This window comes from Lysinibacillus sp. FW12 (assembly GCF_050817245.1).
Taxonomy (GTDB): Bacteria; Bacillota; Bacilli; order Bacillales_A; family Planococcaceae; genus Lysinibacillus; species Lysinibacillus irui.
Window position 1 is genome coordinate 85,721 of the sequence record NZ_CP139094.1, and the last position, 21,780, is coordinate 107,500.

The 21,780-nt window shown below is 41.4% G+C and carries 15 protein-coding genes, 5 rRNA genes and 1 other annotated feature (1 of these 21 running past the window's edge); of the genes, 2 read left to right on the plus strand and 18 right to left on the minus strand.

The window, feature by feature from the left end:
• Nucleotides 1-31: 31 nt before the first annotated feature.
• The 4 genes from copZ to SJW71_RS00495 form a co-directional block, all read right to left on the minus strand.
• Complete coding sequence (gene copZ, locus SJW71_RS00480; protein ID WP_312507630.1) at nucleotides 32-238, minus strand: copper chaperone CopZ; 207 nt, start codon at nucleotides 236-238, stop codon at nucleotides 32-34.
• Nucleotides 239-273: 35 nt separating this feature from the next.
• Nucleotides 274-606: a metal-sensitive transcriptional regulator gene (locus tag SJW71_RS00485; protein WP_312507631.1), complete on the minus strand. Its 333-nt coding sequence runs from the start codon at nucleotides 604-606 to the stop codon at nucleotides 274-276.
• Between the two features lie 68 nt (nucleotides 607-674).
• Nucleotides 675-1,622 carry a cation diffusion facilitator family transporter gene (locus SJW71_RS00490; RefSeq protein WP_322605802.1) on the minus strand — a complete coding sequence of 316 codons (948 nt, stop codon included), beginning with the start codon at nucleotides 1,620-1,622 and terminating at the stop codon, nucleotides 675-677.
• Between the two features lie 18 nt (nucleotides 1,623-1,640).
• Nucleotides 1,641-1,976 carry an ArsR/SmtB family transcription factor gene (locus tag SJW71_RS00495; protein ID WP_312507633.1) on the minus strand — a complete coding sequence of 112 codons (336 nt, stop codon included), beginning with the start codon at nucleotides 1,974-1,976 and terminating at the stop codon, nucleotides 1,641-1,643.
• Nucleotides 1,977-2,115: 139 nt separating this feature from the next.
• Here SJW71_RS00495 and tadA point away from each other — a divergent pair, with 139 nt between their 5' ends.
• Nucleotides 2,116-2,601, plus strand: coding sequence for a tRNA adenosine(34) deaminase TadA (tadA, locus tag SJW71_RS00500; RefSeq protein ID WP_431811640.1), 486 nt, complete (start codon nucleotides 2,116-2,118; stop codon nucleotides 2,599-2,601).
• A gap of 10 nt (nucleotides 2,602-2,611) precedes the next feature.
• Here tadA and SJW71_RS00505 read toward each other — a convergent pair whose 3' ends face one another.
• The 5 genes from SJW71_RS00505 to pdxS all read right to left on the minus strand — a co-directional run bounded on the left by SJW71_RS00505 (nucleotide 2,612) and on the right by pdxS (nucleotide 6,636).
• Complete coding sequence (locus tag SJW71_RS00505) at nucleotides 2,612-2,881, minus strand: sigma 54-interacting transcriptional regulator (protein WP_407136204.1); 270 nt, start codon at nucleotides 2,879-2,881, stop codon at nucleotides 2,612-2,614.
• Between the two features lie 60 nt (nucleotides 2,882-2,941).
• On the minus strand, nucleotides 2,942-3,349 hold the full coding sequence (locus SJW71_RS00510; RefSeq protein ID WP_431811641.1) for a hypothetical protein: 408 nt from the start codon (nucleotides 3,347-3,349) through the stop codon (nucleotides 2,942-2,944).
• A 163-nt stretch (nucleotides 3,350-3,512) separates the two neighbouring features.
• Nucleotides 3,513-4,793: a serine--tRNA ligase gene (gene serS / locus SJW71_RS00515; RefSeq protein WP_274795120.1), complete on the minus strand. Its 1,281-nt coding sequence runs from the start codon at nucleotides 4,791-4,793 to the stop codon at nucleotides 3,513-3,515.
• 128 nt (nucleotides 4,794-4,921) lie between these two features.
• Nucleotides 4,922-5,137, minus strand: a binding site (T-box leader).
• 49 nt (nucleotides 5,138-5,186) lie between these two features.
• Nucleotides 5,187-5,750: a pyridoxal 5'-phosphate synthase glutaminase subunit PdxT gene (gene pdxT / locus SJW71_RS00520; protein WP_274795119.1), complete on the minus strand. Its 564-nt coding sequence runs from the start codon at nucleotides 5,748-5,750 to the stop codon at nucleotides 5,187-5,189.
• A 1-nt stretch (nucleotide 5,751) separates the two neighbouring features.
• The gene (pdxS, locus tag SJW71_RS00525) at nucleotides 5,752-6,636 is read right to left on the minus strand and encodes a pyridoxal 5'-phosphate synthase lyase subunit PdxS (protein WP_431811642.1); all 885 of its coding nucleotides are present in this window, start codon (nucleotides 6,634-6,636) and stop codon (nucleotides 5,752-5,754) included.
• A 102-nt stretch (nucleotides 6,637-6,738) separates the two neighbouring features.
• Between pdxS and SJW71_RS00530 the strand changes: the two genes are divergently transcribed.
• A complete protein-coding gene (locus SJW71_RS00530; protein WP_312507634.1) occupies nucleotides 6,739-8,157 on the plus strand; it encodes a PLP-dependent aminotransferase family protein in 1,419 nt (472 codons plus the stop codon).
• 18 nt (nucleotides 8,158-8,175) lie between these two features.
• Here the strand turns inward: SJW71_RS00530 and asnB are convergent, their stop codons facing one another.
• The 9 genes from asnB to SJW71_RS00575 form a co-directional block, all read right to left on the minus strand.
• A complete protein-coding gene (gene asnB / locus SJW71_RS00535) occupies nucleotides 8,176-10,011 on the minus strand; it encodes an asparagine synthase (glutamine-hydrolyzing) (protein ID WP_431811643.1) in 1,836 nt (611 codons plus the stop codon).
• A gap of 98 nt (nucleotides 10,012-10,109) precedes the next feature.
• Nucleotides 10,110-11,441 (minus strand): D-alanyl-D-alanine carboxypeptidase family protein, encoded by a 1,332-nt coding sequence (locus tag SJW71_RS00540; protein ID WP_431811644.1) that lies wholly within the window; start codon nucleotides 11,439-11,441, stop codon nucleotides 10,110-10,112.
• A 141-nt stretch (nucleotides 11,442-11,582) separates the two neighbouring features.
• Nucleotides 11,583-13,046: an IMP dehydrogenase gene (gene guaB / locus SJW71_RS00545; protein ID WP_274795114.1), complete on the minus strand. Its 1,464-nt coding sequence runs from the start codon at nucleotides 13,044-13,046 to the stop codon at nucleotides 11,583-11,585.
• A 291-nt stretch (nucleotides 13,047-13,337) separates the two neighbouring features.
• Nucleotides 13,338-13,453, minus strand: a 5S ribosomal RNA gene (rrf, locus tag SJW71_RS00550).
• A gap of 187 nt (nucleotides 13,454-13,640) precedes the next feature.
• Nucleotides 13,641-16,568: ribosomal RNA gene (locus SJW71_RS00555) — 23S ribosomal RNA — on the minus strand.
• 305 nt (nucleotides 16,569-16,873) lie between these two features.
• Nucleotides 16,874-18,425: ribosomal RNA gene (locus tag SJW71_RS00560) — 16S ribosomal RNA — on the minus strand.
• A gap of 314 nt (nucleotides 18,426-18,739) precedes the next feature.
• Nucleotides 18,740-19,633, minus strand: coding sequence for a patatin-like phospholipase family protein (locus SJW71_RS00565; protein ID WP_431811645.1), 894 nt, complete (start codon nucleotides 19,631-19,633; stop codon nucleotides 18,740-18,742).
• A gap of 360 nt (nucleotides 19,634-19,993) precedes the next feature.
• Nucleotides 19,994-20,109: ribosomal RNA gene (rrf, locus tag SJW71_RS00570) — 5S ribosomal RNA — on the minus strand.
• A gap of 168 nt (nucleotides 20,110-20,277) precedes the next feature.
• Nucleotides 20,278-21,780: ribosomal RNA gene (locus SJW71_RS00575) — 23S ribosomal RNA — on the minus strand; it runs 1,425 nt beyond the window's last position.
• Together the 16S, 23S and 5S rRNA genes form the textbook arrangement of a ribosomal RNA operon.

A 21,780-nucleotide genomic window follows, 5' to 3' on the forward strand; every position in this document is an offset into this window, starting at 1 on the left:
AGAGTGCTACAGGAGCACTCTATTGATACTACTATTTTACGTCGTAGCCTTGATCATCAATTGTTTCTTTAATTTGGTCAAGTGACACTTGTGCTTCATCAAAAGCAACATCCACTAAACCTTCTGCTAAATTAACTTTTACTTGTTCTACACCAGCTAAAGCACCAACACTTTTTTCCACTGCATTTACACAGTGACCACATGACATTCCTTGTACATTTAACGTTACATTTTGCATAATAAATCTCTCCTTTTAAATAATAGTTTAAACATCTATTTTTTCATTAACTTTTGAATCGTTACTACTAATTCATCTAATACTGCTTCATCGCCCTCTGATAGACGATCTACAACACAACCCTTTAAATGCCCTTCTAATAATATTTTCGCTACACTATTTAAAGCTGACTGTGTGGCAGACAGTTGCGTAATAATATCATCACAGTAAACGTCTTTTTCAATCATTCCCTTTATGCCCCGAATTTGACCTTCAATACGGTTTAATCGAGTCGTTAAATCCTTTTTTACACGCTCAGGATGATGACTTTTTCGACAAGACGTAGTTTCCTCTGTATGACAAGCATCTTTATTTACTATGTCTTCCATTCACTACACCTCCTATTTCACTTCAATCATACTATACCCACGAAGGGTATGCAAGCTACAAATTTTTTTTATTCATGATGATGTTCATGGTCATTTTTCAATTGGCATAAAATTGAACTTTCATGTTGATGTGATGCTGTTTCTAATTGAATCGTTACATGCTTAATGCCCTTATGCTCAAGATTATGTTCAATTTTTCGTAATATATGCTCACTATCAGCTATTTTTAATTGATCATTAACGACTGCATGACAGGACAATGCATTTGTTCCACTAGTAATTGTCCAGATGTGTAAATCGTGGATACTCTCTACTCCTTCAGTTTGTTCAATTAACTGAATAATTTCCTGAACATCTACATTTGAAGGTGTTCCCTCCATTAAAACATGAATGGCAGCTTTAGTGACATAGTAGCCACTTCTTACTACCAATAAAGCAACAATAACGCTTGCAAGTGGATCTGCCCATCCCCAACCAAAAAACATAATCAATAGCGCCGCTACAATAGCCCCTACAGACCCTAGCATATCACTAAGCACATGTAAAAAAGCGCCACGCATATTTAAATTATCCTTTGTATCACTACCTCGCATCATAATCCATGCTACTAAAATGTTAATTAACAAACCAATTGTGCTAATAACAAGCATTCCTGTAGTAGCTACTTCAGGAGGATTAGCAAAGCGTTCAATCGCTTCGTAAAAAATAAATAATGCTATACCTATTAGTGTAATGCCATTCAGCACTGCAGCTAATATTTCAAATCGTTTATAACCATAGGTCTTACTATAACTAGCAGCTTTTTCTCCAAACGTAAAAGCTAACATGGCAATGCCCAAAGAAATAGAGTCACTTAACATATGCCCTGCGTCTGATAATAGAGCCAAACTATTTGTTAAAAAGCCACCAATCGCTTCAACTATCATATACCCTGTAATAATAATAAATGACAGTAATAATACTTTTTTATTTGCGCCATGAGTATGATCATGAGCGTGATCGTGATGATGTCCCATTTTTATTCCTCCCATCATTTAGTTATGAGCTGCATGCTCAATTGCCTGCTTTAATAAATTCATAATGTGATCGTCGTCCTTGGAATAATACAGTGTTGTTCCTTCTCTTCTAAACTTCACTAACCGTAAATTTTTTAGAAAGCGTAATTGATGAGAAACGGTTGATTGCCCTAAATCTAAAATTTCCGCAATATCATTTACAGAATGTTCATCTTTGCATAGTAAGTTTAAAATTCGAATGCGAGTTGGATCACTTAATGCCTTAAAGGTTTGAGATACTACAAATAGTGTTTCTTCATCTAAATGCTGATCAGCGTTTTTCTGTGCTTCTAAACTTGTTAATTTATCATCCATAAAAGTTTACCCTACCCTTCAATATTTATATATGAGCATGTGTTCATATATAAATATATATGGTTATATTAGGAATGTCAACGCTAAAAGTAGCAATTACCAATCCAGCACGCTACACTACTATTAAGGAGAGATATGAGTGGATATTTTTGAAACAGATCGCTTTTTTATGAAGCAAGCATTAGAGGAAGCACATCTGGCTGCTTCACTTGGAGAAGTTCCGATTGGCGCAGTACTTGTTTATGAGGGAACTGTTATTGCACGTGCCCATAATTTAAGAGAAACAACACAAAATGCGACTACCCATGCTGAGCTGTTGGTTATTCAAGAAGCCTGCAAAAAAATAGGTAGTTGGCGTCTCGAAGATACAACGCTTTATGTTACATTAGAGCCTTGCCCTATGTGTGCAGGAGCTATTCTACAATCTCGAGTGCCCCGTGTTGTTTATGGTGCAAGAGACCAAAAGGCTGGCTGTGTCGATTCCCTTTATCGTTTATTAAATGATGAACGTTTTAATCATGAATGTGATGTAACAGAAGGTGTTTTAGCTGAAGAGTGCGGGAAAATTTTAACTGACTTTTTTAAAGCTTTACGAGAGCGTAAAAAAGCTGCGAAAAAGGCATGAATTGCTGAAATCACCGAGAAAGATGGAGCCAGAAACTAAAGAAGGTGCCTCCTAATGAGACACCTTCTTTTTTATATTTAAGGGAATGGCAAGCAAAGTACCACCGTTTGCCTCCTGTAAACTTACCACTTGTCTCTTCATTTTCTGAGCCATAAAGCTGTGTAAAAATATTATCCTCTGCTAATGTCGAACAGTTTAATGTAATAAACGGCTTTGTAAAAAGCTCGCTTTCATTATAAATACCCTGAGCGAAAATATCTTCCCCTGACCCTGTTTCCACTGTCAGCAAAATCGGAGCGTTTTTTTCTTAGCACTACGACGAGCCTTTCTAGTTGGGCCTTCATCTGCATTGGTCGTTATAAAATCGTCTAGACGATAGGTTGTAAAAATTATCTCGGTATAGCTTATGTCCCAGGAAATTATCTAAGTATTTTATTTGCTTACTTTCATAAAAATGCTTTGAAAATTCAATTGCGCCAAAGGTTCTGCCTTGCTCTATAATAGGATAGGTTGAGCTTAATGATAGATAACTAAAACTATTTAGAGTCGTTAATTGTTGTTCGTAATTTAAAATTGGTTGTCCTGTTTGCATCACTTTAAATATGGTACTTGTTTCAGATGATAAATTTTGATAATTATCAGTCACAGTACTGTGAAAAAATTCATCTGGTGTTAAGCCGATTGCCAATAATATATTTAAATCTGCTAAATCATAAAAAATTGCACAGCCTTTATCATCTGTGAACACTATCAAATTCACTTAAGGCATGTGCGAAATGGTGTAAATCCATGAATATTACCCAGTATAACGAATTTTCAAAAATTATGAGAGATTTCAATTTTGGACATCAAAAAAGCTATTTTAGATTTACCTGTTTAAAGGATCGTCTAAAATAGCTTTTACATGTTATTTAATTAGGCGCAATTACTTCTTTACCACCCATGTATGGTCTTAAAACTTCAGGAATTACTACGCTTCCATCTGCTTGTTGGTAGTTTTCTAAAATAGCTGCAACTGTACGTCCAATCGCAAGACCTGAACCGTTTAATGTGTGAACATATTCTGGTTTTGCATTTGGCTCACGACGGAAGCGGATATTTGCTCGTCGTGCTTGGAAATCCTCAAAGTTAGAGCAAGAAGAAATTTCACGGTACATGTTTTGTGCTGGGATCCAAACTTCCAAATCATATTTCTTCGCTGCAGTAAATCCTAAATCAGCAGTACACATTTTTAGTTTACGATACGGTAAGCCTAGTAATTGCAGTACTTTTTCAGCATGACCTGTTAACAGCTCTAATTGCTCATATGACTCCTCTGGTTTTACAAAGCGTACTAATTCTACTTTGTTGAATTGGTGCTGACGGATTAAACCACGTGTATCACGACCCGCAGAGCCTGCCTCTGAACGGAAGCATGCACTGTATGCAGCAAAACCTTGGGGTAAAGCTTCAGCAGGTAAAATTTCATCACGGTAGAAGTTTGTAACTGGTACCTCTGCTGTTGGAATCATGAAATAATCTGTTTCCTCTAATTTAAATACATCTTCCTCAAACTTAGGTAACTGTCCTGTACCCGTTAAGCTATCGCGATTAACAATGACAGGTGGCAGCATTTCCTCATAGCCATGCTCTTCTGCATGTAAATCCATCATAAATGTCATAAGTGCTCGTTCTAAGCGAGCCCCAAGCCCACGGTAGAATAAGAAACGGCTACCCGTTACTTTTGCACCTCGTTCAAAGTCAACAATCTTCAAATCAGTAGCAAGATCCCAGTGTGCCTTAATGTCAAAATCAAATGTTGGAATTTCGCCCCAAGTATATTCTTCTACATTGTCATCCTCTGTTGTGCCTACTGGTACAGATTCATGTGGAATGTTTGGCAAGCGCATCATCATATCTTTAAATCGCTCTTCTACATCATTTAGTTGAACATCTAGCTCTTTAATTTCATCGCCAACTTGACGCATACGAGCAATCACTTCATCTGCATTTTCCTTGTTGCGTTTCATAATTGAAATTTGTTCAGATACTTTATTTCGTTCTGCTTTTAATTCTTCTGTTTTAGCAATTAACTCACGACGCTTTGCATCTAAACCCTCAAAATCATCTAAGTTTCCTAAATCTTCATTACGTGTTAATAGCATTTCTTTAATTTCCGCGAAATTATCGCGTACGCGTTTAATATCTAACATAGTCATACCTCCAGTAGTTTAATGATGGGAATTGTTGCATCCTTTAAGTCTTGATATAATTTCGTCCGGCGGTTTATTCAAATGTTCGATTTTAAATAAAAATAAACACAAAAAAGCCCCCATCCCTAAAAAGGGACGAGAGCTACCCGCGTTGCCACCCTAATTGATTAGGCATATGCCTAATCCACTTATTTCATAACGGCATTTCAGCCGGCAGCAGCCTACTTACATTACTTCGACTGTGCAACTCCAGGACGGATTCACAAGTGCTTTTATCAGCTTCCACCAACCGCTGACTCTCTAAAAAAAACGTGCTTGTTACTACTTCCCATCATCGTGTTCAGTTATTTAAATTTTAACCATACTGTACTATATGAAAACAAATTTTGCAAGTCATACCATAGAGGATACAAAATATTCTAGAATTCTTGAATCTCCGGTTAATTCTGGATGAAATGCACAACCCAATAAATGATTATCTCTCGCTAAGATAATTTTTCCCTCATATTCAGCAAGAATTTCAACATTTTTACCAACTGCTTTAATATGAGGCGCTCGAATAAATACCGCTGGAATGTCTATTCCTATTTTAGGGATATCCAGTTGTATTTCAAAGCTATCTACCTGACGACCAAATGAGTTTCGTGCGACTATGACATCCATAACTGCCAAATGTGCTTCATCATCCACTAGATGGCTAGCTAATAAAATTAATCCTGCACATGTCCCAAACATAGGCAAACCTTGCTGAGCAAGTTCACGAATCGGCTCTAGTAAGTCAAAGCGATCAAGCAATTTTCTCATGGTTGTGCTTTCCCCACCAGGTAACACAAGACCATCGAGGTTTATTAAATCTTTCTTATGTTTTACTTGGATGACTTCACAGTTAAGGGCTTCTAGCATTTTAACATGCTCACGTATAGCTCCTTGTAGTGCTAACACACCTATTCGTTTCATCCTACCAACCTCGCTCCTGCATACGTTCGCTTTGCCCAAGCTGTGCAATATCAATACCTTTCATTGGTATGCCAAGTTCCTTTGATATTTCTGCAATAAGCTTATAATCTTTATAATGGGTAGTCGCCTCTACGATAGCACGAGCAAATTTTTCCGGGTTTTCAGATTTGAAAATACCAGAACCAACGAAAACGCCATCAGCACCAAGTTCCATCATTAATGCAGCATCGGTTGGTGTAGCCACACCTCCTGCGGCAAAATTTACTACTGGTAAACGACCAAGACGTTTGATGTCTCTTAATAATTCGAAAGGAGCTCCTAATAATTTCGCCTCTGTCATTAGTTCATCCTCTGTCATGCCTACGATTTTACGTACCTGACCATTTACTTTGCGAATATGTCGAACTGCCTCCACAATATTTCCTGTTCCTGGTTCGCCCTTTGTACGTAACATGGATGCTCCTTCTCCAATTCGACGTGCTGCTTCTCCTAAATCACGACAGCCACACACAAACGGTACTGTATAATCACTTTTTAATAAATGGTACTCTTCATCGGCTGGTGTGAGGACCTCACTTTCGTCAATATAGTCTACACCCATTGCTTCTAAAACACGTGCTTCCACAATATGGCCAATACGGGCTTTTGCCATAACAGGAATAGAAACGGCCTCCATTACCTCCTCAACAATGCGAGGATCTGCCATACGTGCAACACCACCTGCTTTGCGAATATCTGAAGGTACTCTCTCTAATGCCATAACAGCAACTGCTCCAGCAGCTTCTGCAATTTTGGCCTGTTCTGCATTAATGACATCCATAATGACGCCACCCTTCTGCATTTCTGCCATCCCACGTTTTACTAGCTCTGTTCCTATTTGTTTCATTTTCTAACCTCCACCTTTATGATGAAATTTAGTATAATGGAAATTGACCATATAAAAATAACCAGTTTTCAAAATAATTATAAGGTCAGGAGGTTTTAAAACATGGATATGCTTTTATTTCAACTCGAAAAAAATAGTGATAAACCGCTGTATGATCAGCTTTATAACGGCATAAAGGAGGCCATTATTTCTAAGAAAATAGCTGTAGGAGAAAAATTACCATCAAAAAGGAAATTAGCTGATTTTTTGAATATTTCTCAAACAACCATTGAAATTGCCTATGCCCAATTACTGGCTGAAGGTTATATTATGTCCAAATCACGCATTGGCTATTTTGTAGAAGAAATTGATGAGCTTCCCTATATTCAGCAGGACTCTGAAACCTCTTTCAGAGAGCATCCTAAGAAAAAATCATACAAAATTGATTTTAATCCTGGTTCTATCGATATTGATGCCTTCCCATTCCAAACGTGGAGAAAGTATGCGAAAGAGCTTTTTGACGATACCTCAAAGGAATTATTACTAACAGGTGAACCACAAGGAGAACTTTCTTTACGCACTGAGATTGCTAATTATTTATATCAATCGCGTGGGGTAGTGTGTAATCCTGAGCAAATTGTTGTTGGCTCTGGTACTGAACAGCTTCTTCCTATGATTTTAAGACTTTTTAGTGATGATACCTGCTTTGCCTTAGAAAACCCAGGATACCCTGCCGTGCATCGCATGTTTTCACAGTATAAACGACAAGTTCAACCCATCGCCGTTGATGAAGAGGGAATTATTATTCATGAGCTTGAGAGAACAAGTGCTAATGTTGTTTACATTACGCCGTCACATCAATTCCCTACTGGCGCGGTATTATCTGCGACACGACGTGCACAGGCTTTAAATTGGGCGGCCCAAAGTTCCTCTCGCTATATTATTGAAGATGATTATGATTCAGAATTTCGTTATGCTGGTAAACCAATTCCTGCACTACATGCCTTAGATCGAAATGATAAAGTTATTTACATGAGCACCTTTACAAAATCATTAATGCCTTCTTTGCGTGTAGCTTATTTTGTACTTCCTCCTAAACTACTCGCAACATATAGTGATGTATTTAACTATTATTCTTCTACGGTGCCTCGTTTCGACCAACATATCGTGGCAAATTTTATGCGTGACGGTCATTTTGCAAAGCATCTCAATCGAATGCGCAAGGTTTATCGTAAAAAGCATGATAAGCTAACTTCTATATTAGAAAAGTATTCATCAACGATTAAAATTACTGGTGAGCAAGCCGGAATGCATATTTTATTAGATGTTCAACACACATTATCCGAGAAACAATTGCAACTGCTTGCTGCTCAATCAGAGATTGGGATTTATCCCTTATCTGATTATAGACTAGACCATTGTGAATCTTCACAAGCTCAATTTTTACTTGGCTTTGGTGGGATACCTGTTCATACAATTGAACGATCCATTGAACAATTGATGGATTGTTGGGGAATACAAAAAAATGACCCATCTAGTTAGTAGATGAGTCATTTTTTATTACGTTTCAATTAATTGTATTTGATAATGTTCAAACCAAGTATGAATTTGCCCTAGGTACGCTAAAAGCTGTGGCCCTGCCATTAGTTGCCCATACCAAGGGATCTTGAATGAGCTTCCTCCAGAGTCGATTAATTCTAAAAGTTTTTTGTTGTCAAATAGTTCATGTAGTATCGAATTTTTATTTTGAAGGATTTCTTTTAACCACTTTTGAATACCTGCTGTATAAACTGGGTGATACGTTTTAGGATAAGGGTTCTTTTTACGATACAACACCTCATCAGGCAATAACTGAGCCATCGATTTTCGTAGTAAACCCTTTTCTATGCCATCCAAGTTCTTCATTTCCCACGGAATATTCCAAGCATATTCCACAAGACGATGATCTGCAAAAGGAACACGTACCTCTAAACTTGCCCCCATACTCATACGATCCTTGCGCTCTAGCAAAGTCTGCATAAACCAAGTCATATTCAAATAAAACATTTCGCGATGTCTAGCTTCTTCAGAACTTTCTCCATCCAACAACGGTACTTCAGCTATTGTTTGCGTATATAGTTGATGTGCAAAGGATTCAATCTTTAATTTTTTATTCCACTTCTCTTGTAGCAATGCATTTCTTTCAGATAAAGATCGAATCCACGGAAAGCCCGTTGTCTTTTCTTTAAACCAAGGGTATCCACCAAAAATCTCATCTGCGCACTCCCCTGATAACGCTACTGTAAAATCTCTTTTTATCTCTCGGCAAAACCATAATAAGGATGAGTCTACATCTGCCATACCAGGTGAATCTCGGACAATGGCCGATTCAACTAAGAAATCAATTAATTGTTGCTGAGTAATTTCCTCTGGGTGATGTGCCGTCTGAAATGTGTCAGTCATTTTTTGAATCCAGTACGTATCTGTTGATGTTTGGAAAGTATGTGGATTAAAAAAGCGTTCATTATCCTCATAATCAATAGAATAGGTATGCAATTGTTTATTTTGTTGTTGAAACCTATTTGCTGCAATACCGGTTATAATACTAGAATCCAATCCACCTGAAAGAAATGTACAGATAGGGACATCCGAAACCAACTGTCGTTCAATTGCATCAGTTAACAAAAAGCGAATGCGCTCAATAGTCTCGCCTAATGATTCTTCATGCTTTTGGCTATGTAACTGCCAATACTGCCACTTTCTTAAGCCTTCTCTAGTAAAACGCATAGCATACCCTGGTCTTAATTCTTCAATATCTTTAAAAAGTGTCTTGCCTGGTGCTCTTGAGGGCCCCACAGCCATCATACTTGCCAATCCTTCAGTATTTACACTTGCTTGAACCATTGGGTGTGCCAACAATGCTTTCACTTCAGATGCGAAAAGAACACCTTCCTTTAATTCTGTATAATACAATGGCTTCACACCTAATCGGTCTCTGCATAAAAACAGTGATTGTGTTTGCTCATCCCATACACCAAAGGCAAATATGCCATTTAGAAAATCTACACATTTCTCTTTCCATTCAATATACGCAGTTAATAATACTTCTGTATCTGAATGTGTTGTAAAACTGTGCCCTCTTTTTTGAAGTTCTTTACGAACCTCTTCGGTATTATAAAGTTCGCCATTATATGTAATGACATAGTTTACCCCATCATGTATTTTTTTCATTGGCTGTTTACCACCAATTAGATCGATAACAGCTAGTCGTCGATGGCCAAATGCAATATGCTCACTACACCAAATATTTTCATCATCAGGCCCTCTCTTATTTAATGTTTGGGTCATTCGTTTTAAGATCATATCACTTGTTCTTAAATCCTTTTGAAAGCTAGCCCATCCTGTAATGCCACACATTTAGCCACATCCTTTCGCCTATTAGCGTATGCTGTACGGTTCAAAAATGTGAAAAAGCACATGAATGCTAAGTACATTCATGTGCTCATTTTTAATTATTAAAACAGTCCACCAACAAAGTCAGTAATGCCTCCCCATAAATTGCCGAAGAAGTTACCTACACCTTGGAAGAACAATGAGATACCGCTAGCGCGCTCTACAGCCTTTGTTGTGACAACATCAGATGAAATATCCTTGCCATCGATAAAGCCGTAATCTGTGCCTTCTGTGCGTTCGATAACAACCTTACCTACAACAGTATCCTTTTTAACATCTGCCTCTAAACTTTTTTTATCTAAAACCAATGTCGGTTTATATAAATCTTTATCAGAAGACTTAATCATAAATGAAATGGGTTCTTTTACCGCAATCGCTACTTTGTCTTCTTTACCTTTTGTCACTTTTACTGTTTTTTGACCTTTGAACGTATAGTTCGCTGGTAAAATTTCTTGCTTTGAGAATTGAGAAAAGCCATAGTTAAATAATTTTGCTGTTGCATCAAAACGAGCTTCATAAGATCCTTGTCCTTTTGCATCAACAGCCTTCATAACAACAGCAATCAAACGAGTACCATTGCGCTCTGCAGTACCTGTGAAACAATGACCTGCAAAGTTTGTTGTACCTGTTTTTAATCCATCTACACCTTCGTATTCATACACTAATCCAGGCAACATAAAGTTCCAGTTAGACATTTGAATTTCATCTTCAGTACCTTCACGGAACTTCTTTTTTGCAATTTTAGATGTCTCTAAAACCTTTGGATGATCTTTTAATAAATGATAAGCCAATTTTGCTACAGATTTAGCAGGCATCACATTTTCATCCTCTGGGCCTGTACCTGATGGGTGCATACCAAATAAATCAGCATTATTAAGGCCCGTTGCATTGACAAATTTATAGCCTTCTAAACCAAGTTCCTCTGCTTTTTTATTCATTAACTTTAAAAACTCAGTCTCAGAACCTGCAATCGTTTCAGCAATAGCTACTGTTGCCGCATTTGCAGAATAAATTGCCATTGCCTCGTATAATTCACGAATGGTATAAGTGCCATCTCTACGTAAAGGTACATTACTTAATGCACGATTTTGAGACATACGATACGTATAATCTGTTACGTGATATTCCTGATCCCATTTAACTGTTCCTGCATCAATTGCGTCCAATAACAGGAATTCAGTCATCATCTTTGTCATACTTGCAATACCTAGTGAAGTATCTGCATTTTGTTCATATAAAATTTTCCCTGAGTCTGCGTCAATTAAAATCGCAGCATCCACTGTTAATCCTAAATCTGTTTCCGCATGTGCCTGTGCAGGAGTACCTGCAAAAATACTAATTAGTAAAACAGGAATTAGGAGTAAGCGTAATACGGTGTTCGTTTTCTTTTTCACCTCTAAAGCCCTCCAAAAAATAATCTTGTCCTCGACATTTTATCATAGATAACAACATACGTGTTGACTCTCTACCATAAAAAAATGCTCTCGCGCCATCTTTGTAGACGATGCGAAAGCATAAAAGTTGCAAGTAATAAATTACATTGAATAGTTTGGTGCTTCTTTTGTAATTTGTACATCATGTGGATGGGATTCACGAAGACCAGCACCAGTCATTCTAACAAATTGAGCTTTTTCTCGTAAATGCTCAAGATGTGGTGCTCCACAATAACCCATACCAGCACGAATGCCACCAATAAGTTGATAAATTGTATCTGCTAGTGGTCCTTTATATGGTAAGCGACCTTCAATACCTTCAGGCACTAATTTTTTCGCGTCTTCTTGGAAGTAACGGTCTTTTGAGCCTTTTTCCATTGCTCCAATAGAACCCATACCACGATAAACTTTGAAGCGACGTCCTTGGAAAATTTCTGTTTCTCCTGGAGATTCAGAAGTACCTGCTAGAAGTGAACCAAGCATTACCACATTTCCACCAGCTGCTAAAGCTTTTACGATATCACCAGAGTACTTAATACCACCATCGGCAATAATCGTTTTACCAAGCTCACGAGCTACTGTAGCACAATCATAAACTGCTGTAATTTGTGGTACACCTACACCAGCTACTACACGTGTAGTACAAATTGAACCTGGGCCAATACCAACCTTCACAACGTCTGCACCAGCTTCAAATAATGCACGTGCACCTTCTGAAGTTGCTACGTTACCAGCGATAATTTCTAATTCTGGATAAGTCTCACGGATTGAGCGAATTGTCTGTAATACGCCTTCTGAATGACCGTGAGCAGTATCGATTACTACAATGTCTACTTGTGCTTCTACAAGTTTTTCAATACGTACCATTGTATCTTTTGATACACCAACTGCTGCACCTACAAGTAAACGGCCATGTATGTCCTTAGCAGCATTCGGGAATTCAATTACTTTCTCGATATCTTTAATTGTGATAAGTCCAGTTAATCTACCTTCTTCATCTACAATCGGAAGTTTTTCGATTTTATATTGTTGAAGAATTTTTTCAGCATCCTCTAAAGTCGTTCCAACAGGAGCCGTAATTAAATCTTCTTTTGTCATTACATCTTCAATTTTTAAAGAGTAGTCAGAGATAAAACGTAAATCACGGTTTGTAATAATCCCTACTAATTTTTGGTTTTCCATGCTATCAACAATAGGTACACCAGAGATTCTGTATTTCCCCATTAAATGTTCAGCATCGAAAACTTGATGAGTCGGAGTTAAGAAGAATGGGTTTGTTATAACACCATTTTCAGAACGTTTTACTTTTTCTACTTGTTCAGCTTGCTCATCGATCCCCATGTTTTTATGGATAATACCGATACCGCCTTGTCGTGCCATAGCAATTGCCATTTTAGACTCAGTAACTGTATCCATACCTGCACTAATCATTGGAATGTTTAATTTAATTTTCGGTGTTAATTGAACAGATAAATCAACATCTTTCGGTAATACTTCGGAATGAGCTGGTACTAATAATACATCATCAAAAGTTAAACCTTCTTTGGCAAATTTAGTTTCCCACATTTTCGTAACTTCCTCCTATAGTTAAAAGAATATTAATTGTAAGATTAACAACGTGGACTGCTACTGTCAAGAAACTTATAAAAGAAAGACAATTCAGATTTTTAATTATATCAAATTTTAAAGTTACACCCAAATAAAAAGCTATAATAAAAGAGATTTATTACCATTAATATTATATAAATGAAGGAAATGAGTGATATATTAAAGGTTTTTTGTAGGAAATTCTTTAATTTATTAATGAATTTCGTTAGTTTATAAAAAAACAGCCAGCACACAGCTGACTGTTTCATTGCCTAGCGACGTCCTACTCTCACAGGGGGAAGCCCCCAACTACCATCGGCGCTAAAGAGCTTAACTTCCGTGTTCGGTATGGGAACGGGTGTGACCTCTTTGCCATCATCACTAGACTATATTCGACCTTCAATACACGGCGTATTACTGCGTCAGCTGCTCTCGCTCAATCAGTCACGTACAGAAGTACGCTCCCTCAATCACTCGGTTGCTTCCTTGTTCTACTTGTGTCTTGAAGCTCTCTTTTTTGAAAGATTATTCTTTCAAAACTGGATAAACGGCGCATTGACTGCTTCAAACAATTTGGTTAAGTCCTCGATCGATTAGTATTCGTCAGCTCCATGTGTCACCACACTTCCACCTCGAACCTATCTACCTCATCGTCTTTGAGGGATCTTACTTACTTGCGTAATGGGAAATCTCATCTTGAGGGGGGCTTCATGCTTAGATGCTTTCAGCACTTATCCCGTCCACACATAGCTACCCAGCGATGCCTTTGGCAAGACAACTGGTACACCAGCGGTGTGTCCATCCCGGTCCTCTCGTACTAAGGACAGCTCCTCTCAAATTTCCTACGCCCACGACGGATAGGGACCGAACTGTCTCACGACGTTCTGAACCCAGCTCGCGTACCGCTTTAATGGGCGAACAGCCCAACCCTTGGGACCGACTACAGCCCCAGGATGCGATGAGCCGACATCGAGGTGCCAAACCTCCCCGTCGATGTGGACTCTTGGGGGAGATAAGCCTGTTATCCCCGGGGTAGCTTTTATCCGTTGAGCGATGGCCCTTCCATGCGGAACCACCGGATCACTAAGCCCGTCTTTCGACCCTGCTCGACTTGTAGGTCTCGCAGTCAAGCTCCCTTGTGCCTTTACACTCTACGAATGATTTCCAACCATTCTGAGGGAACCTTTGGGCGCCTCCGTTACCTTTTAGGAGGCGACCGCCCCAGTCAAACTGTCCGCCTGACACTGTCTCCTGCCCCGCTAAGGGGCATGGGTTAGAATTTCAATACAACCAGGGTAGTATCCCACCGACGCCTCCTTCGAAGCTGGCGCTCCGAGATCTCTGGCTCCTACCTATCCTGTACAAGTTGTACCAAAATTCAATATCAGGCTACAGTAAAGCTCCACGGGGTCTTTCCGTCCTGTCGCGGGTAACCTGCATCTTCACAGGTACTATAATTTCACCGAGTCTCTCGTTGAGACAGTGCCCAGATCGTTACGCCTTTCGTGCGGGTCGGAACTTACCCGACAAGGAATTTCGCTACCTTAGGACCGTTATAGTTACGGCCGCCGTTTACTGGGGCTTCAATTCGCAGCTTCGCTTGCGCTAACCACTCCTCTTAACCTTCCAGCACCGGGCAGGCGTCAGCCCCTATACGTCACCTTACGGTTTTGCAGAGACCTGTGTTTTTGCTAAACAGTCGCCTGGGCCTATTCACTGCGGCTCTCATGCGCTTGCACGCTCAAGAGCACCCCTTCTCCCGAAGTTACGGGGTCATTTTGCCGAGTTCCTTAACGAGAGTTCTCTCGCACACCTTAGGATTCTCTCCTCGACTACCTGTGTCGGTTTGCGGTACGGGCACCTCTCACCTCGATAGAGGCTTTTCTTGGCAGTGTGAAATCAGGAACTTCGTCCATACGGACTCGCCATCACAGCTCAACGTTACAGTGTGCGGATTTTCCTACACACACGCCTTACTGCTTGGACGCGCATAACCAACAGCGCGCTTACCCTATCCTACTGCGTCCCCCCATTTCTCAAACGGTGAGGAGGTGGTACAGGAATATCAACCTGTTGTCCATCGCCTACGCCTGTCGGCCTCGGCTTAGGTCCCGACTAACCCTGAGCGGACGAGCCTTCCTCAGGAAACCTTAGTCATACGGTGGACGGGATTCTCACCCGTCTTTCGCTACTCATACCGGCATTCTCACTTCTAAGCGCTCCACCAGTCCTTCCGGTCTGACTTCAACGCACTTAGAACGCTCTCCTACCACTGACATCGTAGATGTCAATCCACAGCTTCGGTGAATCGTTTAGCCCCGATACATTTTCGGCGCAGCGTCACTCGACCAGTGAGCTATTACGCACTCTTTAAATGATGGCTGCTTCTAAGCCAACATCCTGGTTGTCTGTGCAACGCCACATCCTTTTCCACTTAACGATTACTTTGGGACCTTAGCTGGTGGTCTGGGCTGTTTCCCTTTTGACTACGGATCTTATCACTCGCAGTCTGACTCCCGTGTATAAATATCTGGCATTCGGAGTTTGTCTGAATTCGGTAAACCGGGATGGCCCCCTAGTCCAAACAGTGCTCTACCTCCAGTATTCTCATCACGAGGCTAGCCCTAAAGCTATTTCGGAGAGAACCAGCTATCTCCAAGTTCGATTGGAATTTCTCCGCTACCCACACCTCATCCCCGCACTTTTCAACGTGCGTGGGTTCGGGCCTCCAGTAAGTGTTACCTTACCTTCACCCTGGACATGGGTAGATCACCTGGTTTCGGGTCTACGACCACGTACTATTTCGCCCTATTCAGACTCGCTTTCGCTGCGGCTCCGCCTTCTAAAGCTTAACCTCGCACGTAATCGTAACTCGCCGGTTCATTCTACAAAAGGCACGCTATCACCCATTAACGGGCTCTAACTACTTGTAGGCACACGGTTTCAGGATCTCTTTCACTCCCCTTCCGGGGTGCTTTTCACCTTTCCCTCACGGTACTGGTTCACTATCGGTCACTAGGTAGTATTTAGCCTTGGGAGATGGTCCTCCCGGATTCCGACGGAATTTCACGTGTTCCGCCGTACTCAGGATCCACTCAGGAGAGAACGAACTTTCGACTACAGGGCTTTTACCTGCTCTGGCGGACCTTTCCAAGTCGCTTCATCTAACTCGCTCTTTTGTAACTCCGTATAGAGTGTCCTACAACCCCAAGAGGCAAGCCTCTTGGTTTGGGCTCTTCCCGTTTCGCTCGCCGCTACTCAGGGAATCGATTTTTCTTTCTCTTCCTCCAGGTACTTAGATGTTTCAGTTCCCTGGGTCTGCCTTCAAGACGCTATGTATTCACGTCAAGATACTACGCGATTAAACGTAGTGGGTTCCCCCATTCGGAAATCTCCGGATCAAAGCTCACTTACAGCTCCCCGAAGCATATCGGTGTTAGTGCCGTCCTTCTTCGGCTCCTAGTGCCAAGGCATTCGCCGTGCGCCCTTAATAACTTAACCTACAGCTTTCAATACACATCGCATTTCGTTGTCAGCTTCACTCGTTCAATCAGTCACGTACTGAAGTACGCTCCTTCATTCACTCGATTGCTTCCTAGAACTGCTTGTGTCTTGAAACCTTACTAATGTTATTAAGCCTATAAAAAACTTAAAAAATAAATGTGTTTGTTACAATTTCAATGTCGTTTTATCCAGTTTTCAAAGAACAAGTTTTGAAGTATTTCATTCGGAAGAATGAACCTTCAAAACTGAACGCAAAACGTAATCTTACAAACCCTAGGTTTGTATTCCGAAATAATCCTTAGAAAGGAGGTGATCCAGCCGCACCTTCCGATACGGCTACCTTGTTACGACTTCACCCCAATCATCTATCCCACCTTCGGCGGCTGGCTCCAAAAGGTTACCTCACCGACTTCGGGTGTTACAAACTCTCGTGGTGTGACGGGCGGTGTGTACAAGGCCCGGGAACGTATTCACCGCGGCATGCTGATCCGCGATTACTAGCGATTCCGGCTTCATGTAGGCGAGTTGCAGCCTACAATCCGAACTGAGAACGACTTTATCGGATTAGCTCCCTCTCGCGAGTTGGCAACCGTTTGTATCGTCCATTGTAGCACGTGTGTAGCCCAGGTCATAAGGGGCATGATGATTTGACGTCATCCCCACCTTCCTCCGGTTTGTCACCGGCAGTCACCTTAGAGTGCCCAACTAAATGATGGCAACTAAGATCAAGGGTTGCGCTCGTTGCGGGACTTAACCCAACATCTCACGACACGAGCTGACGACAACCATGCACCACCTGTCACCGTTGCCCCCGAAGGGGAAACTATATCTCTACAGTGGTCAACGGGATGTCAAGACCTGGTAAGGTTCTTCGCGTTGCTTCGAATTAAACCACATGCTCCACCGCTTGTGCGGGCCCCCGTCAATTCCTTTGAGTTTCAGTCTTGCGACCGTACTCCCCAGGCGGAGTGCTTAATGCGTTAGCTGCAGCACTAAGGGGCGGAAACCCCCTAACACTTAGCACTCATCGTTTACGGCGTGGACTACCAGGGTATCTAATCCTGTTTGCTCCCCACGCTTTCGCGCCTCAGCGTCAGTTACAGACCAGAAAGTCGCCTTCGCCACTGGTGTTCCTCCAAATCTCTACGCATTTCACCGCTACACTTGGAATTCCACTTTCCTCTTCTGCACTCAAGTCCCCCAGTTTCCAATGACCCTCCACGGTTGAGCCGTGGGCTTTCACATCAGACTTAAAGGACCGCCTGCGCGCGCTTTACGCCCAATAATTCCGGACAACGCTTGCCACCTACGTATTACCGCGGCTGCTGGCACGTAGTTAGCCGTGGCTTTCTAATAAGGTACCGTCAAGGTACAGCCAGTTACTACTGTACTTGTTCTTCCCTTACAACAGAGTTTTACGATCCGAAAACCTTCTTCACTCACGCGGCGTTGCTCCATCAGGCTTTCGCCCATTGTGGAAGATTCCCTACTGCTGCCTCCCGTAGGAGTCTGGGCCGTGTCTCAGTCCCAGTGTGGCCGATCACCCTCTCAGGTCGGCTACGCATCGTCGCCTTGGTGAGCCGTTACCTCACCAACTAGCTAATGCGCCGCGGGCCCATCTTATAGCGACAGCCGAAACCGTCTTTCAGTGTTCCACCATGAGGTGGAACAGATTATTCGGTATTAGCCCCGGTTTCCCGGAGTTATCCCAAACTATAAGGTAGGTTGCCCACGTGTTACTCACCCGTCCGCCGCTAACGTCAAAGGAGCAAGCTCCTTCTCTGTTCGCTCGACTTGCATGTATTAGGCACGCCGCCAGCGTTCGTCCTGAGCCAGGATCAAACTCTCCATAAAAGAAATTTGATTAGCTCAAATTGTTTTGCTGGCATCAATTTTGATGTCCAAAATTTTGTTTCGTTCACTAGCCGAAACTAGTTACTTAAAACTTTATTGATTACGTTTTGCTTGTTCAGTTTTCAAGGTTCATGTTATTAACTCTTCGTTAAGAGCTAACTTTTATATAATAACATGTTTTAAATATAATGTCAAACAGTTATTTTATTTTTTATTTTAATTTCTTTCAGTCACTGCTTATCTCAACAGCAACTTTTATATAATAACACCCTATTTATTTTTGGTCAATAGTTTTATATGATTTTTTTATTTAGTTACAATCTTAATCTTGGCCAATTCCGTAAAAATTGAATTGTACGGTTTCTTCCTATTTCTAAAAGAGTTTCTTTTGTCTCCTCGTTTAAATCAAATTGAGTTGCACTATAATCTTCTACAGGAATAAAAATAATATCTCTTTCATGTCGTCTAGAAATATATCTTTCATCATGAGCATCTTTCATAGTCGAAAATAGTGCTTCAAATAAATTTAAACCATTTTTAATTTCTTGAGGACATTGCTCTTCTCTTCTTCTGCTAAGCTTTAGGCCTAAAATAGGTCGTACTTTTCGACCTTCTTTATCGTCAAATATCCATAATGGAAAATTACTTAAAACACCACCGTCTACTATGACTGATTCACCTTTACCCGTCTTTAATGTAACTGGTTCAAAGAAGAAAGGTATACCACAACTCATACGTAATGCACAAGCAACTGAAAAATTCTTTGCTTCAATTTGATATTTGTGTAAATCATCAGGCAGGACAATCATTCTACCGTTCGTTAAATCTGAGGCAACTAACTTAAGAGAGTCTTTAGGTAAATCTCCAAAAGTGTAGACACCTTTATCAGCTAGTTTTTTAAAAAACCATTTTTCCAATGCCTTTCCTTTATAAAGACCCAAATGATGATAAACATTTATCCATTTCATAAAAGGGAAAGGTAAAAATGTTCTTCTTGGATCCAGTAGTGAAGGTATATCCAACTCTTCTAGCATCATTTCAATTTCTTTGCCACTATATCCTGCTGCGATAAATGCTGCTAAAATAGCACCTGCACTTGTACCAGCTACGCGTTTAAATCGGAAATGCTCTGCTTCTAATACTTGATAAGCCCCAACCAGTGCAAAACTCTTCAAGCCTCCACCAGAAAAAACTCCATCAATCCACAAAATTCCCTCTCCTTTTTGCTGTAATCTTTATATTATAAGATTGGTTAATGCTGAATAGAACTGAAATTTACATATTCTTGTCGTTATCATTCGATTCAATTTAAATATCTTCGATATAAAGGCAATTTTTAAAAGAAAAAGGTTTTAAGGAATTAATAAAAGGATGAAATGGAGAGTGAGTGATGCATAGAGGCAAGGCGTTAGTATAGCACAAAAGTGTGCTTTATATACGAGAATGTCTTTGTTTAACTATGTAATTAAAATCTAAGACATTTAAAAACATCTCTCACTATCTACATAATAAACACAAAAAGCTATATGTAAAAAAAAAACAGCCAGCACACAGCTGACTGTTTCATTGCCTAGCGACGTCCTACTCTCACAGGGGGAAGCCCCCAACTACCATCGGCGCTAAAGAGCTTAACTTCCGTGTTCGGTATGGGAACGGGTGTGACCTCTTTGCCATCATCACTAGACTTGCACATGGATGTGCTGGCTTCTGCGTTGCAACATGGATGTTGCGTTCTTAGCAGAAGTTCCATTATTTTAAGCTTTAAAATACACTAGGTATTGAAGCTCTCTTTTTGTTGAAAAGATTGTTCTTTCAAAACTGGATAAACGGTGCATTGAATGCTTCAAACAATTTGGTTAAGTCCTCGATCGATTAGTATTCGTCAGCTCCATGTGTCACCACACTTCCACCTCGAACCTATCTACCTCATCGTCTTTGAGGGATCTTACTTACTTGCGTAATGGGAAATCTCATCTTGAGGGGGGCTTCATGCTTAGATGCTTTCAGCACTTATCCCGTCCACACATAGCTACCCAGCGATGCCTTTGGCAAGACAACTGGTACACCAGCGGTGTGTCCATCCCGGTCCTCTCGTACTAAGGACAGCTCCTCTCAAATTTCCTACGCCCACGACGGATAGGGACCGAACTGTCTCACGACGTTCTGAACCCAGCTCGCGTACCGCTTTAATGGGCGAACAGCCCAACCCTTGGGACCGACTACAGCCCCAGGATGCGATGAGCCGACATCGAGGTGCCAAACCTCCCCGTCGATGTGGACTCTTGGGGGAGATAAGCCTGTTATCCCCGGGGTAGCTTTTATCCGTTGAGCGATGGCCCTTCCATGCGGAACCACCGGATCACTAAGCCCGTCTTTCGACCCTGCTCGACTTGTAGGTCTCGCAGTCAAGCTCCCTTGTGCCTTTACACTCTACGAATGATTTCCAACCATTCTGAGGGAACCTTTGGGCGCCTCCGTTACCTTTTAGGAGGCGACCGCCCCAGTCAAACTGTCCGCCTGACACTGTCTCCTGCCCCGCTAAGGGGCATGGGTTAGAATTTCAATACAACCAGGGTAGTATCCCACCGACGCCTCCTTCGAAGCTGGCGCTCCGAGATCTCTGGCTCCTACCTATCCTGTACAAGTTGTACCAAAATTCAATATCAGGCTACAGTAAAGCTCCACGGGGTCTTTCCGTCCTGTCGCGGGTAACCTGCATCTTCACAGGTACTATAATTTCACCGAGTCTCTCGTTGAGACAGTGCCCAGATCGTTACGCCTTTCGTGCGGGTCGGAACTTACCCGACAAGGAATTTCGCTACCTTAGGACCGTTATAGTTACGGCCGCCGTTTACTGGGGCTTCAATTCGCAGCTTCGCTTGCGCTAACCACTCCTCTTAACCTTCCAGCACCGGGCAGGCGTCAGCCCCTATACGTCACCTTACGGTTTTGCAGAGACCTGTGTTTTTGCTAAACAGTCGCCTGGGCCTATTCACTGCGGCTCTCATGCGCTTGCACGCTCAAGAGCACCCCTTCTCCCGAAGTTACGGGGTCATTTTGCCGAGTTCCTTAACGAGAGTTCTCTCGCACACCTTAGGATTCTCTCCTCGACTACCTGTGTCGGTTTGCGGTACGGGCACCTCTCACCTCGATAGAGGCTTTTCTTGGCAGTGTGAAATCAGGAACTTCGTCCATACGGACTCGCCATCACAGCTCAACGTTACAGTGTGCGGATTTGCCTACACACACGCCTTACTGCTTGGACGCGCATAACCAACAGCGCGCTTACCCTATCCTACTGCGTCCCCCCATTTCTCAAACGGTGAGGAGGTGGTACAGGAATATCAACCTGTTG